The 13,122-nt window shown below is 60.2% G+C and carries 11 protein-coding genes and 1 pseudogene; 4 read left to right on the plus strand and 8 right to left on the minus strand.

From position 1 onward, the window contains the following. Positions 1–6: 6 nt before the first annotated feature. Both CKW26_RS25865 and CKW26_RS25870 read right to left on the minus strand, forming a co-directional pair. Positions 7–3,108, minus strand: a complete 3,102-nt coding sequence (locus tag CKW26_RS25865) for a multidrug efflux RND transporter permease subunit (protein WP_095050657.1) — start codon at positions 3,106–3,108, stop codon at positions 7–9. Further along, positions 3,105–4,262, minus strand: coding sequence for an efflux RND transporter periplasmic adaptor subunit (locus tag CKW26_RS25870; protein ID WP_095050658.1), 1,158 nt, complete (start codon positions 4,260–4,262; stop codon positions 3,105–3,107). Before CKW26_RS25870 ends, CKW26_RS25865 begins: the two co-directional genes overlap by 4 nt. A gap of 1,323 nt (positions 4,263–5,585) precedes the next feature. Between CKW26_RS25870 and CKW26_RS25875 the strand changes: the two genes are divergently transcribed. From CKW26_RS25875 to CKW26_RS25885, 3 genes are all read left to right on the plus strand, one after another. Next, a complete protein-coding gene (locus CKW26_RS25875) occupies positions 5,586–5,948 on the plus strand; it encodes a DUF6124 family protein (protein ID WP_093430677.1) in 363 nt (120 codons plus the stop codon). 229 nt (positions 5,949–6,177) lie between these two features. After that, positions 6,178–6,483, plus strand: a complete 306-nt coding sequence (locus CKW26_RS25880; RefSeq protein WP_095050659.1) for a hypothetical protein — start codon at positions 6,178–6,180, stop codon at positions 6,481–6,483. Between the two features lie 111 nt (positions 6,484–6,594). Then, complete coding sequence (locus CKW26_RS25885; RefSeq protein WP_095050660.1) at positions 6,595–6,834, plus strand: hypothetical protein; 240 nt, start codon at positions 6,595–6,597, stop codon at positions 6,832–6,834. Between the two features lie 175 nt (positions 6,835–7,009). On the opposite strand, the gene CKW26_RS25890 is transcribed toward CKW26_RS25885, so the two are convergent. The 5 genes from CKW26_RS25890 to norR form a co-directional block, all read right to left on the minus strand. After that, positions 7,010–7,759 carry a YkgJ family cysteine cluster protein gene (locus CKW26_RS25890; protein WP_095050661.1) on the minus strand — a complete coding sequence of 250 codons (750 nt, stop codon included), beginning with the start codon at positions 7,757–7,759 and terminating at the stop codon, positions 7,010–7,012. 83 nt (positions 7,760–7,842) lie between these two features. Beyond that, positions 7,843–8,169, minus strand: a complete 327-nt coding sequence (locus CKW26_RS25895) for a hypothetical protein (RefSeq protein ID WP_095050662.1) — start codon at positions 8,167–8,169, stop codon at positions 7,843–7,845. Positions 8,170–8,316: 147 nt separating this feature from the next. Next, a complete protein-coding gene (locus tag CKW26_RS25900) occupies positions 8,317–8,775 on the minus strand; it encodes a GNAT family N-acetyltransferase (RefSeq protein WP_095050663.1) in 459 nt (152 codons plus the stop codon). A 27-nt stretch (positions 8,776–8,802) separates the two neighbouring features. Next, the gene (locus CKW26_RS25905) at positions 8,803–9,705 is read right to left on the minus strand and encodes a chemotaxis protein CheV (RefSeq protein ID WP_008084803.1); all 903 of its coding nucleotides are present in this window, start codon (positions 9,703–9,705) and stop codon (positions 8,803–8,805) included. Positions 9,706–10,018: 313 nt separating this feature from the next. Further along, entirely contained in the window at positions 10,019–11,578 is a 1,560-nt protein-coding gene (gene norR / locus CKW26_RS25910; protein WP_095050664.1) for a nitric oxide reductase transcriptional regulator NorR, read from the minus strand. A gap of 164 nt (positions 11,579–11,742) precedes the next feature. Here norR and hmpA point away from each other — a divergent pair, with 164 nt between their 5' ends. Beyond that, on the plus strand, positions 11,743–12,924 hold the full coding sequence (gene hmpA / locus CKW26_RS25915) for an NO-inducible flavohemoprotein (protein ID WP_095050665.1): 1,182 nt from the start codon (positions 11,743–11,745) through the stop codon (positions 12,922–12,924). Between the two features lie 101 nt (positions 12,925–13,025). Here hmpA and CKW26_RS25920 read toward each other — a convergent pair. After that, positions 13,026–13,122 (minus strand): annotated as a pseudogene (locus CKW26_RS25920) (IS110 family transposase); the annotation flags it as partial.

Consider the following 13,122-nt stretch of genomic DNA (forward strand, 5'->3'; position numbering starts at 1 on the left):
CCCGCCTCAGTCTGTGGTCGCCAGCGCCGCTACGGGCGCAGGTTTGGGCCTGTGGAACAGCCGCTCAAGCCACAAGTATATGACCGGAGTGGTAAACAACGTCAGCATCTGGCTGACCAGCAAACCGCCGACCACCGCGATCCCCAGCGGCTGACGCAGTTCGGCGCCAGTGCCGTAGCCGAGCATCAGCGGCAGCGCGCCGAGCAGGGCGGCGAGGGTGGTCATGATGATCGGCCGGAACCGCGTGATGCATGCTTCGAAAATCGCATCCTGCGGTGACAGGCCTCGGTGGCGCTGCGCTTCGAGCGCAAAGTCGATCATCAGGATGCCGTTCTTCTTGACGATACCGATCAGCAACACCAGGCCGATCAAGGCCATGATCGAAAAGTCCTGGCCGCAGATCCACAGCATGATCACCGCACCCAAACCTGCCGCCGGCAGCGTCGAAATAATCGTCAGCGGGTGCACGAAGCTTTCATAAAGCACACCGAGAATGATGTACACCGCCACCAGCGCCGCAAGAATCAGCCACGGTTGACTGGCCAGCGAACTCTGGAACGCCTGCGCCGCGCCCTGGAAATTGCCGCTGATCGTCGTCGGCATGCCGATCTCGGCCTTGGCCTGATTGAGCAGAATCACCGCATCACCCAGCGCAACGCCGGGCGCCAGGTTGAACGACAAGTTGGCGGCCGGGAACATGCCGTCGTGGGCAATCGACAACGGGCCAATGGTCGGCGCATCGAACTTGGCCAGCGCCGACAGCGGCACCATCTCGCCACTCAGCGGCGAACGCAGGTAGAAATAGTTGAGGCTTTCGGCCTTGCCGCGTTGCTTGGTGTCCAGTTCCAGAATCACGTTGTACTGGTTGACCTGAGTCTGGAATTCATTGATCTGCCGTTGCCCGAAGGCATCGTACAGCGCCTCGTCGACATCGCTGGCGGTCAGGCCGAAACGGGCGGCGGCGCTGCGGTCGATGCTGATGTGAGTGATGCTGCCGCCCAGTTGCAGGTCGTTGGAAATATCGCGGAACGCCGGGTTGCTGCGCAGTTTTTCCGTCAGGCGTTGCGTCCATGTCGCGAGGGTCGCGCCGTCGTTGCTCTTGAGTACGTATTGATACTGCGCGCGGCTCGGGCCGGAGCTGAGGTTGATGTCTTGGCCGGCGCGCAGATAGAGGACGATGCCGGGGACTTTCATCAGTTGCGGACGGATGCGGTCGATGAACTGGCTGGCGCTGACGTCACGGTCGCCGCGTTTTTTCAGGGCGATCCAGAAACGGCCGTTGGCGATGGTCTGGTTGCTGCCGGAGACACCCACCGAGTGGGAAAACGCCTGCACGGCCGGATCGGCGGCGACGATTTCGGCCATCGCCAGGTGTTTTTTCACCATGTCGCCGTAGGAAATATCCGCAGCGGCTTCGGTGGTGCCGAGGACGAAACCGGTGTCCTGTACCGGGAAGAAACCTTTCGGGATAAAGATGTAACCGCCGATGGCCAGCGCCAGCGACAGACCGAACACGCCGATCATCAATTTCTGATGGGCGAGGGCGCGGCGCAGGCCTTTCTCGTACCAGCCGAGCAAGCGTTCGCTGAAGCCCGGTTTGGCGTGGGCGTGATGCACCGGTTTGCGCATGAACAACGCCGCCAGCGTCGGCGCCAGGGTCAGCGACACCACCACGGAAATCATGATGGTCGAGGTCGCGGTCAGGGCGAATTCCTTGAACAGGCGCCCGACCACACCGCCCATGAACAGCAGCGGAATAAACGCCGCCACCAGCGAGAAACTGATCGAGACCACGGTGAAGCCGATCTCGCCCGCACCCTTGATCGCGGCCTCGCGCATGTCGTCGCCGGCCTCCAGATGCCGGTGGATGTTTTCCACCACGACAATCGCGTCGTCGACGACGAAGCCGACCGCGACGACGATCGCCACCAGCGTCAGGTTGTTCAGGCTGAAACCGAGGAGGTACATCAAAGCGAAACTGGCGATCAGCGAAACACCCAGAACCGCCGAGACAATCAGGGTCGCCGACAACTGACGCAGGAACAGCGCCATCACCGCGACCACCAGCAGGATCGCGATCAACAGGGTGATTTCGACTTCATGCAGGGAGGCGCGAATGGTCTGGGTGCGGTCGATCAGGGTTTTCACTTGCACCGAGGCCGGCAGCATGGCTTCGAGGCCGGGCAGGGCGGCTTGAATGCGGTCAACGGTTTCAACGATGTTCGCGCCGGGTTGGCGCGAGATCACCAGGTTCACGCCAGGTTGATCTCCGGCCCAGGCTTGCACGTAGGCATCTTCCGAACCGCTGACCACTTTGGCGACATCACGCAGGTGAACCGGGGCGCCATCCTTGTAGGAAACGATGAGTTGGCTGTAGTCCTCAGGGTGGAACAACTGGTCGTTGGTCGACAACGTCGAGATGCTTGATTCGCCGTACAGCGCCCCTTTGGCCAGGTTGAGGCTGGTTTGCTGAATCGCCAGTCGGATGTCGGCGAGGGTCAGGCCGATCGCCGCGAGTTTGTCCGCCGAAGCTTGCACGCGGATCGCCGGACGTTGCTGACCGGTGATGTTGATTTGGCCTACGCCGTCGATCTGACTGATCTGACGCGAGAGCAGGGTTTCCACCAGGTCGCTGAGTTCGGTGCCGGGCATTTGCGTCGAGCTGACGCTGAGAATCAGCACCGGGCTGTCGGCCGGGTTGACCTTCTTCCAGGTCGGTAGCGTCGGCATGTCCTTGGGCAGTTTACCGGCGGCGGTGTTGATCGCCGCTTGGACTTCCTGAGCGGCAGTGTCGATGCTTTTATCGAGGGTGAATTGCAGGGTCAAAAGGCTGGAGCCCAAGGCACTGCTGGAGGTCATCTGGGTCATGCCGGGGATGGCGCTGAATTGCACCTCAAGCGGCGTGGCCACGGATGAGGCCATGGTGTCGGGGCTGGCGCCGGGCAACTGCGCGGAAACCTGAATCGTAGGAAATTCCGCTTCCGGCAGTGGGGCGATTGGCAAGCGCGGGAAGGCAATCAAACCGACCAGCACCAAAGCGATGGTCAGCAGGATTGTGGCGACCGGGTGATCGATGCACCACGTCGAAACACCTTTATGCGCCTTCATGGCTTCGGCTCCGCCTGCACCACTTGCGGCGGCTCGCTCATGACTTGCACGGTCGAACCGGGTTTAAGCCGCGACTGGCCGTCGGTGACCAGCACGTCACCGGCCTTCACGCCTTTGATGATGTCCTGGCCGCTGCCCTGGTAAACCATTTGCACCTGCACCGCTTCGACCTTGTCGCCATTCACCCGGTAAACGAAGTGTTGGTCGAGGCCGCGTTGTACGACGGTGGGCGGGACGACCAGCGCATCTTTGTCGAGGGCTGTCTGAATTTTTACCGTGACCAGCAGGCCAGGCCAGAGCTTCTGGCTGGCGTTGTCGAATTCGGCCTTGGCGCGGATGGTGCCGGTGTTGGCGTTGATCTGGTTGTCGATGAGGGTCAGGTGACCTTCGCCGAGCAGGTTGCCGGTTTCGCCATCGGTGTCGGCGCCTATGTAGGCCTTGACCTGCGCGCGTTGCGGGTCGTTGATCAAGCCTTGCAGGGTCGGCAGCATTTGCTGGGGCAGGGAGAATTCGACGGCGATCGGGTCGATCTGGGTGACGGTGAACAGGCCGGCGGTGTCGGTCATGCGCAGGAAGTTGCCTTCGTCGACTGTGCGAATACCGACGCGGCCGGTGACGGGGGAGCGGATTTGCGTGTAGGACAGCTGAACTTGGGCGGCGTCGATTGAGGCTTGGTTGCCTTGGGCGGTGGCTTTCAATTGGTTGACCAGGGCTTGTTGCTGGTCGTAGGTCTGTTTCGAGATGCCGTCGTCGACGGTGAGCAGTTTGTAGCGTTTGAGGTTGACCAGGGCGACTTGCAGTTGCGCCTGGCTTTCGCCCAGTTGCGCCCGGGCCTGGTCGAGGCTGGCGCGGATGGAGCGGTCGTCGATGGTGGCCAGCAGGTCGCCTGCTTTGACGAGTTGGCCTTCTTTGACGAGGATTTTGGTGAGGATGCCGTCGATCTGGGGGCGCACTACGACGCTGTGTAATGAGAGTACGGAGCCGATGCCGCTGGTGTAGCGGGGGACGTCTTTTTCGCTGACCGCTATGACTCGCACCGGGATGGCGGTGGGGGTGGCGAGTTTGGTGGGGGCGGGTTTCATTGCCCACCATGTACCTGCGGCGGCCAGGACGATCACTAGGGCTAGCAGGGCTTTGTTTTTTTGGATTCGCATGCGGGGTGGGCGCCGGACGGAGTTTGGGCAGGGTTAGGGTCTTTATAAACTTGTTTGGGGGTCAGGAGGGTGACGGCTAGCTGTCGGCGCTGTCAGTTTTCTTTGCGGTGGATCCGTTGCTGCGGTAACGGCGGCTTAGGGTTTCGCCCTTACGGCGACTCACTTTTTTACAAGCGCCTAAAAAAGTAAGCAAAAAACGCTTGCTCCTACGTACGGCCCGCTCGCTGGGGCTCGGGGTTCCTTCGCTCCGGGATCGATCCGGGCGCAGCGCCTACGGTTTGCTTCGCTGCACCTCCTCTCGCTGTGTTTGGCTGCGCCAAACGGTCGCTGCGCTCCCACGCCCGGATCAATCCCTCCACTCAGCCTTCCGACGTCGCCCGTGGATCAAGATCAAGAGCAGGCGAGCTGACACTCGGCCTATTGAGTGGTGAAGAGCGGGGCGTGGTCGGCTTTGGATTTGTGGTGGTGCTTCCCCTCACCCCAGCCCTCTCCCGAGGGAGAGGGGGCCGATCTGTGGGCTTTTCAAAACCTGAGTTCAACGCGGTATTGCACGTCGGCGTAGTTCTGCCAAACACCACGGTCAGTCCCCTCTCCCTACGGGCGGTCCGACGTTTCGGGAGGGCTAGGGTGAGGGGCTTTTGATCTGTTTCAGAATCTGAGTTCGGCTCGGTATTTCACGTCGGCGTACTTCGCCCAAACACCTCAATCAGTCCCCTCTCCCTCCGGGAGAGGGCTAGGGTGAGGGGCTTTTGATCTGTTTCAAAACCTGAGCTCGACTCGGTATTTCACGTCGGCGTACATCTCTCAAACACCTCGGTCAGTCCCCTCTCCCTACGGGCGGTCCGACGTTTCGGGAGGGCCAGGGTGAGGCGCTTTTGATCTGTTTCAAAACCTGAGCTCGACTCGGTATCGCACGTCGGCGTAGCTCTGCCAAACACCACGGTCAGTTCCCTCTCCCTCTGGGAGAGGGCTAGGGTGAGGGTTGGCTTTTGGCTGTTTAAATTTGTGTCAAATAACCAGAACCTTCCCACAAGGTTTTCAGGTTGTCCGTCGGACGTGCGCTCTCTAGTCTTTGGTTGTCGCCGAAAACTCGGCGATCGGGTGTGAGAACCCGGGCTAAGTATTATTCCAATACCAGTACCGTCATAATCGGCGCCAGCTGATTGCTGCCTGCATTTTTATGGCGGCTATGTACGGGCGGACTTCGGTCCGGCCGGAGGTTGTACTGGTCCTTGCCCGGTTTCTCACCCCGTACGTAGCTGCCACCCAATTCGCCGCGTGAGAAACGGTAATTGTTGGCTCCAATCAGTGAGGACTGAGTAAATGACTAAGCCCGTACCCGATCCACCCATCGATCCCACCACCCCACTCGAAGACGCCATCCGCGCCGACGACCAGATCAAAACCCGCGAAGCCATCAAGCGCGCCCTCGATTTCTACCTTTGCCCCGAACCAGTCAAACCACGTCAGCCCAGTACGATGTTCCTCATCCACCCGAACATCGACACCGAAAGCCTGCTCGCCCACGCCTGCGAATCGCTGGCTTCAGCCAATGTCATGGCCGGTGATCTGGCCGATCAGCTCAGTCGCCCGCAGCGCAGTACGGCGCTGGCGATCCAGCAGATCGTCATGCTCGCCGAGCTGGCGGTAAACCGGGCGCTGGATCGGGTTGATCCTCAGGGTTGAACGCCGCGTCATCGTTCATCGCCAGCAGGCTGGCTCCCACAGTTAAAACGCATTCCAATTGTAGGAGTGAGCCTGCTCGCGATGGCGGTATAACGGTCCCAAAAAGGGACCGATCAGTCCCTATTCGGGACCCATTTGCCAACTATGCTTCTCAAGATCCGTCCCAGCACGCGGATAACATTGTGTAGCCCGGGTTCTCTGGGCCGTTCACCCCCGGGAGTGTCTTGAAATGAAGCTGAAAACCGCTCTGCCGTATGTGCTTCTCTTGCTTCCACTCACAGCGTTCGCCGCGCCGGCCAGTCAATCCGGCGAGATCCGCTTTACCGGGCAAATCGTTGATTCGGGCTGTCAGGTCGGACTGGTCGGGGCGTTTGCTGATCGTGAGTCTCGCCAGATTGAAATCAAGCCCGGCGTGAAAGTCGATGTCGACACTGAGCGCAACGCCTGTAGCCATCAGTCGCTGCCGATTTCCATGCGCTACGAAGCGCTGAAGACCTCGACCGACAAAGGCATCGTCACCATCACCTACCTGTAAACCGTTCGGCGTGCGCTGCAAATCTTCAGGTGCCGAGCCATGGCGCACAGGTATACTGCGCGCCTTCGCGGCTCACTGATCGGGCCCGACTTTTTGCTTTCCGGAGCTTTTATGACTTCCCCGACCCTGCCGCCGGTTGACGACGCCGTGAGCGATGTCCCGGCTGAACTGGCCGATACCAGCGAAACCAAAGCCGAAATCCCGGCGTTCAAATTTCCGTTCAAACCGGGCGAACTGGCTTCTGCCAAAGGCTCGAACCAGCCGTGGTACAAGAACGGCGCCAAGAACGGCCACACCAAGACCCCGGGCATGGCGCCGCCGGGCACCCGTCGTTCGATGGGCAAGCGCTGAGTTTTATTCCCGCCTGCGTTCAACGCGGCGATTGATACTGCCTGTGCCGGACCTTTCGCTGGCAAGCCAGCTCCCACAGGGTTCTGTGTCGTACACAAATTACGTGAACGCCCGAGATACCTGTGGGAGCTGGCTTGCCAGCGATGAGGCCAGTTCGGTCTTTGCAAAATCCCGATCAAGCCGCCCGTAGCGAGATAAACGCATACGTCTGCGCCGGCTCCGTCACCACCTGCGCCCCGGCCGCCAAAATCTGCGCGGCAACATCATCGCCCGATAGATGAAACACCCACTCACTGGGTGCAGTCATCAACGGCTGCGCGGTCACCTGATCAATCACCGCCGCAAACGCATCCATGTTCGGCAAGTACGCAGTAAAGCCGTCCCCTTTCAGTGCTGTGGTGCGAATCCCGAGCATCGCGCAAATCGCGTCCTTGATGCCGATGTCATCCCGATCGGCCTGGCGCGAGCGCTGAATCAACTCCACCAGTTCCTGATCGACCAACTCACCGCCGGCAATCAACACCGGCCCCTGTTGCCAGGACTCCGGCGGACAATCCTTGGCGGCAGGGTTGAGCGGGATATGCGGATTGATTTCTGCCGGATAAATGCGGCACACCAACGGCCGTCGCTCGTAGATCCGGCACAGCTTGTCTTCGTCAAGATTCCGACAGGGGCCGACGTTGTACGCGGCGAAAGTGATCGCCACATGGGCGTCTGCCGCGCCGCTGCGAACGAGCGCTGAGCGTCGTTCGGCATGTTCCCGCTGCTGCGCCGGCAAACCCAGGCCATTACCGAGAAATGCCTCCACCAGCACGATCACCTGACCGCCATCCGCCGCCCACATGCGGGCTTCGGCCAAGGTCAGCGGGACATGGTGGTCGGTGCAGCATTTGCCACAGCCTACGCAGGAAAACGTCGTATTCATTGAGCGATCTGTCTTCAATCAGGGTGTGAAACGGTGGCGGAAAACCACCGCACAGGCGCGGATCGAAGCAAGTTATGCGCCACTCACTGGGATTTGGCTGTCGGGCGGATCGAGTCCCACTCGGTGACGAAGGCGATTTTCGATTTTTTGTTGTAGAGGCAAAGCTCGGTGCCTTGCTGGCCTTTCATGTGTTTTTGCGGGTATTGGCCTTGCAGCAGAACGGCGGTGTAGCCGACGCGGTCATCGAATTGTGCGGGGGTGCCGACTGGTTTGGCGTTTTTCAGGCCGCTGGCCTTGGTGCAACTGGCGAGCACGGTTTTGTCGTAGGCGGCCCAGGCATCGGGGCTGGAGGCTTGAGCCTGGGAGGTTAGGGCGGTGAGGCAGAGCAGGCTTGCGGTGAAGGTTTTCATGGTGGGCGTCCTTGGTCGTGGGTGGCCAAGGTTTGAGTCTGTCTGAGAAGGGAAGTTGCCTGTGCTGGCATCTTCGCGAGCAGGCTCGCTCCCACAGTTTGAAATGCATTCCAGGGTGGGAGCGAGCCTGCTCGCGAAGACGGTCGATCAGTCCGGCACCAGCTCGCGGCGGACCACATACATCCCGGCACTTTCATACAAGCGCTGCGCCCGCTGGTTGTCCTCCAGCACTTTCAGATCAACAAACCCTTCACGGCGCTGCTTAAACACCTTGAATGCATTGAGCAACAACGCCCGGCCCAAACCGCGGCCCTGCATGCGCGGATGCACCACCAGATTCTTGATATACGAACTGGTCCAGCATTGCGCCACGCCGACCACGCCTTCGCCATCACGGGCAATCAAACACAGGCTCGGATCGTATTCAGGATCGGTTTCGAACTGCTGCTGCCAAACGTCCAGCGCCGGCACTCGGCCGCCACCTTCGCGATAACCGAGTTGCATCAAGTCATGCACATCCGCCGCCAGTTCGACGGAGTACGTGCACAGTTCAATGTCTTGTGGCCAAGGGGCATCCGGCGCGTCCTTGCCCAGGTCGCGCCGCATCAAAAAACAATGCCTCTGGGCCAAGACTCAGTGCCCGTGGGCGGCGACGTGTTTGGCCGCTTCGATCAGGCAGTGGGTCAGTTCTGGAGAGGAGAACTTGGTCAGCACACCGTTCGCCCCGGCCAGCCGCGCTTTTTCGCTGTTCATCGCGCTGTCCAGCGAGGTGTGCAGCAGCACGTACAAATGGGCGAAGTCCGGGGTCTCGCGCAGGGTACGGGTGAAGGCGTAGCCGTCCATCTCGGACATTTCGATGTCGGAGACGATCAGGTTGATCTGCTGCGCCGTGCCTTGCAGGTCGAGCAGGCAGTCGATGGCTTCCTTGGCGCTGCGTGCGGTATGGCATTGCAGGCCGAGGTTGCGCAGAGTGTGCACCGATTGCTGCAGCGCCACTTGGCTGTCGTCGACCACCAGGATGCGTGCGTTGCCGAGCACCTCGGCGTCTTCCATGGTCAGGTCGGTCGGAGCCATTTCGATCTGCGCCGGGGCGATGCTGTGGATAACCTTTTCGATATCCAACACCTGCACCAGCGTGCCGTCAACCGAAGTCACGCCGGTGATGTAAGCGCGCGAACCGCCCGAGCCGAAGGGCGGGGGCTTGATGTCGGTGGTCAGGCAGTGGACGATTTTGCTCACAGCCTGAACGTGCAGGCCCTGCTTGGAGCGGCTGACGTCGGTGACGATCAGGCAGCCGCCGTTCGGGTCTTCCAGCGGGCGTTCGCCGATGGCGCGGCTGAGGTCGATCACCGACAGCGAAGCACCGCGCAGGGTGGCGATGCCTTTCACGTGCGGGTGCGACTCCGGCAGCTTGGTCAGCGGCGGGCAGGGGATGATTTCACTGACTTTCAGCAGGTTGATCGCCATCAGCTTGCCGCTGCGCAAGGTAAATAGCAGAAGCGAAAGTGAGTCTGCGCGGGCTTTGGTGGAGGACATATGAACCTTCTGTGGAAAAGGTGGTGGGCGAGGGTGCAAATCGCCAGAAACTATTGATGCCGGGTTATCGGCGTTAAAAGGTTGGGCTTTAGGTTAGTTGTCGGGTGGCGTGCAGATCAAAAGCCAAAGCCCCTCACCCTAGCCCTCTCCCGGAGGGAGAGGGGGCCGACCGAGGTGTCTGGCGTTGTACATCGACCTGAATGACCGAGTCGATTATGGATTCGGTAAAGATCGATCACGTCGGCGGAGTTCTCCAATATCCCCCAATCAGTCCCCTCTCCCTTTGGGAGAGGGCTAGGGTGAGGGTGTGCTTTTAGCTCTTCATGCCTAGTCGTTTGGCCATGCGGCCGAGGTTGGCTCGGTCCAGCCCCAACTCCCGCGCCGCACTCGCCCAGTTATCTTGATTACGCTCCAGCGCCGCACTGATCAAACGCCGCTGATATTGCTCGGTCGCACTGCGCAGATCCCCGCTAATCAGCGGCATCTCAGCCACAACTCCGGCAACCGCCTCAACCGAGTTATCCACAACCTCGCGCGGCAAATCCAGATCCGCCGCGCTCAAACTGAGAATCTTCGGCCGCACCTTGCAGTTGCCCAGCGCCTTCAACGCACTGCGCCCGATCAAGTGTTCCAGTTCACGCACATTGCCCGGCCACGTGTAGGCGAGCAACGCCTCCTGGGCGTCGCTGCTCAGGCGCAGGCTGTTGAGACCCATGCGTGAACGGTTCTGCTCAAGAAAGAAGCCGCTGAGCAACAACACATCGCGACCGCGCTCACGCAGCGCCGGTACGCGCAGCGGGTACACGCTCAGGCGATGGTAGAAGTCGGCGCGATAGCGACCGCTGCGTACTTCTTCGGCCAGGTCACGGTTGGTCGCGGCAATCAGGCGCACATCGACCTGATGCTCCTTGTCCGAGCCCAAACGTTGCAACTGGCCGCTCTGCAAAACGCGGAGCAATTTCGCCTGCACGGTCAGCGACAATTCACCGACTTCATCGAGAAACAACGTACCGCCATTGGCCAGTTCGAACTTGCCGCGTCGGTCGCTGGTGGCGCCGGTGAAGGCGCCGCGCACGTGGCCGAACAGTTCGCTTTCTACCAGCGTGTCGGGCAGGGCGGCGCAGTTGAGGCTGATGATTGGTTTTTCGGCGCGGGGAGAGGCGGCGTGAATCGCTTGGGCGACCAGTTCTTTGCCGACGCCGGTTTCCCCGGTGATCAACACCGTCAGATCGCTGCCGCCGACCAGATTGATTTCCTCCACCAGTTTTTTCAGCGCCTTGCTCTGGCCGATCATTTCGCGGTTCTGCTGGCCGCTGGCCTGACGATAAACTTCGGCGCGCTGGTGCTCGTCTTCTGCGCGATTGGCCAGACGTTCTATACGTTCGGCGGCGTTGACCGTGGCCGAGGCGAGGCTGGCGAAGGCTTGCAGGGCGTCGAGTTCGATCGGTTCGAAACGCTCGGGGTCGAGAGCGTCGAGGGTGATCAGGCCCCAGAGTTTTTCATCGACAAATAAAGGACAGCCGAGGCAATCGTGAACCTCCAGATGCTCGTCGAGTCCGTCGACGAGACCGTCATAAGGATCGGGCAAGTCGCTGTCGGCGGCGAAGCGCGTGGGTCCGGCTCCGCTGAGGAGCATTTCGAAACGCGGGTGCTCGCTGACTTTGAAGCGCCGACCGAGGGTGTCCGTACTTAAACCGTCCACGGCCAGCGGCACCAGCGATTCACCATCGAGACGCAACAACGCTGCTGCATCACAGGGCAGCAGGGCGCGCATGGCTTCGAGCAGGCGTCGATAACGCTCGCCCTCGGGCAGTTCGCGGGACAAATCGGAAACTAAAGGCAGCAGGGCGGTGAGCAGGGATTTGGCGGTCATGGTCTTGTAGTCAAAGAGACAAGATGTAGTCGGGATGACTATAAAGGCCTTTGGGTCGTTATGACTACATCGTTATTAAGTTATTGATTTATATGAAAAAATAAGTTGGCACGGAATCTGATAACCCTAAGGTAACTTTTCAAAGAAGCTCAGGAGTCAACCTTATGCTTAGCGTTCAGGATCGTGCCATCGTCAAATCCACCGTGCCTCTGTTGGAAAGCGGCGGTGAAGCGCTGATCACGCACTTCTACCGCATGATGCTCGCCGAATACCCTGAAGTCCGCCCGCTGTTCAACCAGGCGCACCAGGCCAGCGGTGATCAACCGCGCGCCTTGGCCAACGGCGTGTTGATGTACGCGCGGCACATCGATCAGCTCGACCAGTTGGGTGATCTGGTGGCGAAGATCATCAACAAGCATGTTGCACTGCAGATCCTCCCTGAACATTATCCGATTGTCGGTGCCTGTCTGCTCCGCGCTATTTCCGAAGTGCTCGGCGAAGAGATCGCCACGCCAGAAGTGATGAGCGCGTGGGGCGCGGCGTACGGTCAACTGGCGGACATTCTGATCGGCGCCGAAACCGCGATCTATGACCAGAAAGAACAAGCCGTCGGCGGCTGGCGCGGAGCGCGTGAATTCATCGTCGCGGCCAAGGTCGAGGAGAGCGCGGAAATCATTTCGTTCTACTTTGAGCCGGCAGACAAAGGCCCGATTCTCGCGGCCGAACCGGGTCAATACATCGGCATGAAGCTGATCCTTGATGGCGAGGAGATCCGCCGCAACTATTCGCTGTCGGCACTGGCGAACAACGGTCAGTACCGCATCAGCGTCAAACGCGAACCGGGTGGCCGTGCCTCCAACCACTTGCACGATCAACTGCAGGTTGGCGCCAGCATTCAGCTGTTCCCACCATCGGGTGAGTTCACTTTGACCGCGAGCGACAAGCCGTTGGTGTTGATCAGCGGCGGCGTCGGCATCACGCCAACTCTGGCGATGCTTGAAGCCGCGCTGGAAACCGAGCGTCCGGTGCACTTTATCCACTGCGCGCGCAATGGCAGCGTGCATGCGTTCCGCGACTGGATTGATGAGTTGGCTGAGCGTCATCCGCAACTCAAGCGTTTTTATTGCTACGCCGAGGATGACGGTGTGAGTCCGGCGGCGGATAAGGTCGGGATGTTGAGTCAGGAGTTGCTGGGCGAGTGGTTGCCGGCTCAGCGTGATGTCGACGCCTACTTCCTTGGGCCGAAGGGTTTCATGGGGGCGATCAAGCGGCATTTGAAAGCGCTGGGTGTGCCGGAGCAGCAGAGCCGTTATGAGTTTTTTGGGCCGGCTGCGGCTTTGGAATAATCCAGAACCGAGTCACCTTCATTCGCGAGCAGGCTCGCTCCCACAGGATTTGTGTTCGACGCAGATCCAATGTGGGAGATTCTATGGTTGAGGGGAAGCCCTCAACTGACTTTTGTCTGGTATTCGCTTTGCCCTTTCAGCAAGGCGAATACCACCCGAGCAAGTTTGCGAGCCAGCATCACCAACGCCTGCGTGGTG

Source organism: Pseudomonas sp. Irchel s3h9, assembly GCF_900187475.1.
GTDB lineage: Bacteria > Pseudomonadota > Gammaproteobacteria > Pseudomonadales > Pseudomonadaceae > Aquipseudomonas > Aquipseudomonas neuropathica.